Source organism: Paludisphaera soli (assembly GCF_011064595.1).
Taxonomy (GTDB): Bacteria; Planctomycetota; Planctomycetia; order Isosphaerales; family Isosphaeraceae; genus Paludisphaera; species Paludisphaera soli.
In genome coordinates this window covers 1-2,261 of record NZ_JAALJI010000091.1, presented here as the reverse complement: position 1 = coordinate 2,261, position 2,261 = coordinate 1, and the positions used below count along the sequence as shown (strand labels likewise).

The 2,261-nt window shown below is 67.4% G+C and carries 3 protein-coding genes; 1 reads left to right on the top strand and 2 read right to left on the bottom strand.

The features are described from left to right. A partial coding sequence (locus G6O68_RS31605) for an SNF2-related protein (RefSeq protein WP_165253703.1) occupies positions 1–659 on the bottom strand: 659 nt, incomplete at its 3' end. Between the two features lie 274 nt (positions 660–933). Between G6O68_RS31605 and G6O68_RS31600 the strand changes: the two genes are divergently transcribed. Beyond that, on the top strand, positions 934–1,431 hold the full coding sequence (locus tag G6O68_RS31600) for a hypothetical protein (RefSeq protein ID WP_165253701.1): 498 nt from the start codon (positions 934–936) through the stop codon (positions 1,429–1,431). 264 nt (positions 1,432–1,695) lie between these two features. Here G6O68_RS31600 and G6O68_RS31595 read toward each other — a convergent pair whose 3' ends face one another. Further along, positions 1,696–2,076: a DUF6992 family protein gene (locus G6O68_RS31595; protein ID WP_165253699.1), complete on the bottom strand. Its 381-nt coding sequence runs from the start codon at positions 2,074–2,076 to the stop codon at positions 1,696–1,698. Positions 2,077–2,261 lie beyond the last annotated feature (185 nt).

The following is a 2,261-nucleotide window of genomic DNA, read 5'->3' as shown; positions in this document are numbered from 1 at the left end:
ATGCGGAGGTAGTCCATCGAGGTGATGATGCGGGGGAAGGCTTTCCAGGGGTTCGTGTCGATACCCAGGCGGCGTCGGAGCCCGAACGTCGAATCCGAGTCGATCACCTCGAAGTCGAGGTTGAATTTGCGCCGCAGTTCGTACCTCCACTGCCGCTGGAGCATCGCCGGGCAGACGACGAGAATGCGGCGGATGCGACGACGCAGGAGGAGTTCTTCCAGGACCAGTCCCGCCTGGATCGTCTTGCCCAATCCCACCCCGTCGGCCAGGAGCAGGCTGACACGGGGCATCGCCAGGGCCTTCAGGACGGGCTCAAGCTGGTAGGCATGGACCTGGATGGCCGAGTTCCAGACGCCCAAGAGCGGCTCGTCATCGATGGACTCGCCCTCTCGCAGTCGGTTCAGCCGGGTCCACCGGTGGGCGTTGACGAACGCCTGCAACGCCTCGGGGCTGTCGGGCCGGTTTGCATCGACCCCCGGCAGGGTGGTCGTCCCCAGAATCGTGGCCGTGGCCTCGACTTCCCAGAGCAACTGCTCCGACTCGGGGTAACGCCAGTCGTCGAGGTACTCGACATCGACGACGTGGAGACGGCCTTGGGCGGAGCGGGTGTCGTAGGCTTCGACGGCACGGATCGTCGCAAGGCGATTGCGGACTCGCACAGCCTGGCCGACTTCGGGTGTCTTGGATGCTGTGCTGCCGACCATGATCGAGGCCCGGATTCATTCGGAGGGGCCAGCCGCTTCGCTGGTCTCCACGCTCGACCTCCGAACGCTTCGCCGCATGGGCCTGGCCTGCAAACCAGGAAGTCTAGCCGACCCCAGTCGGCCCGACAAGGCAAGGGCCTGGAAGTCGTAAGCTCTTCAAATCACAAGGCTCACCGAGCAGCCCTGGGAGGCGAAGCTCGGCCCGTCGCCGGCCGGGGCCGCCGCCCGCTTGCTCAGGCCCGACGGCATGCCGGCCTGCTTCACCGGGATCTACTTGCCCTACTTCCTGGCCAGCATCCAGGCGGCCGGCCCGCGGTACGAATGGACGGTCGCCGAGGTCCACAAGTTCCGGGCGATCCGCAACGCCGGGCAGTTGAAGTACCGGTGGACGCCGTACCTCATCCTCCGCAACGGCAAGGCGGGGCGGCCGCGGCTCAACGGCGTCCTGGAGGACGTGTTCCGCTCGGAGGAGTGCGACAAGAGCCTGCACGCCTGGCAGCAGGACGTGGGGACCTCGGCGGCCCTGGTCCGGTCGCTGTGCCCGCCGGGCTGCCTGGTCGTGGACTTGCGCCTGGGCTCGGGCTCCACCGCGGTCGCCACGGTCCTCGCCGGCAAGGCACGGCGGTTCGCCAGGTGTGAGATCGACTCAGGTTGGTCAGGGCGGCCCGCACTCGGGTTGCCGAGGCCCTGGCGAGGCGGCCTGTCGAGGAGCAGGCCGAAGCCATGACGGTTCGAGCCAACGCCGGTGCCGCCCCCATGAAGTTGATCGAGGCACCCTGATCCGATCTGGGAGCGGCTCATGCTGATGGTGGTCGGCGGTGAATCCTGCGGGTCAGGACCAGCGGCGGAGCGGGCGTTACAGTCATGGCGAGCCGCATTCTTCCCAAGTTGAGACGGGACGTGGCGACGGCGGTACGACCGTGAGCGGACCGATGAGCGACGAAGCCCGACGAGGACCAGCTCCCACGGCTGTGAGCCTCGCCTCTGGTCGTCACGTGGCCTGGGCGCACAGCCACCAGTAGTACCCGTCGAACAGCAGGAGGAACGCCCCCTGCACGAAGACGCCCGTCCCGAAGCCACGAAGGAGGGGCTTCTTGCGGCTCAGCAAGATCCCGGCGACCACGAGGTAAAGGACGTCGAGTCCGGTGTTGATGCGGAGGACCGGCAGCAGTTGCGCCGGGGATCGACCCCCGCCGACCAAGGCGTACCAGGCGATCAGCCCGTTGATCAGCCCCCAGAGCCCGCTCATGAGCCAGAAGGACCGCCAGAACTCTCCGGGGCGGGCGTAAAGGCCGATAGTGGCCGTGCCCAGCGAGAGGAGCGACCAGATGAGCAGGGCGGCGATCAGGGAATGCTGGATGTCGTCCGTCATTCCGGGTCTCCCGCGGCGATCGCCCCCGCCATGCCGCCGAGGTTCCTGATCATCCTGGGGCCGGTCGCTTCCACCTCAGGCCGCATCGCCTGCCTCCTCGCCGGACCTCGGTAGGTCGGTCGCCGTCAGGCCCGCCTCGATCTCGTATCGAGGACCGACCCTCGACAGAGGATAATCGAACCCGA

Excerpts from the sequence above, each read along its gene's own strand:
- G6O68_RS31595 (WP_165253699.1), bottom strand. The coding sequence starts at position 2,076 with ATGACGGACGACATCCAGCATTCCCTGATCGCCGCCCTGCTCATCTGG.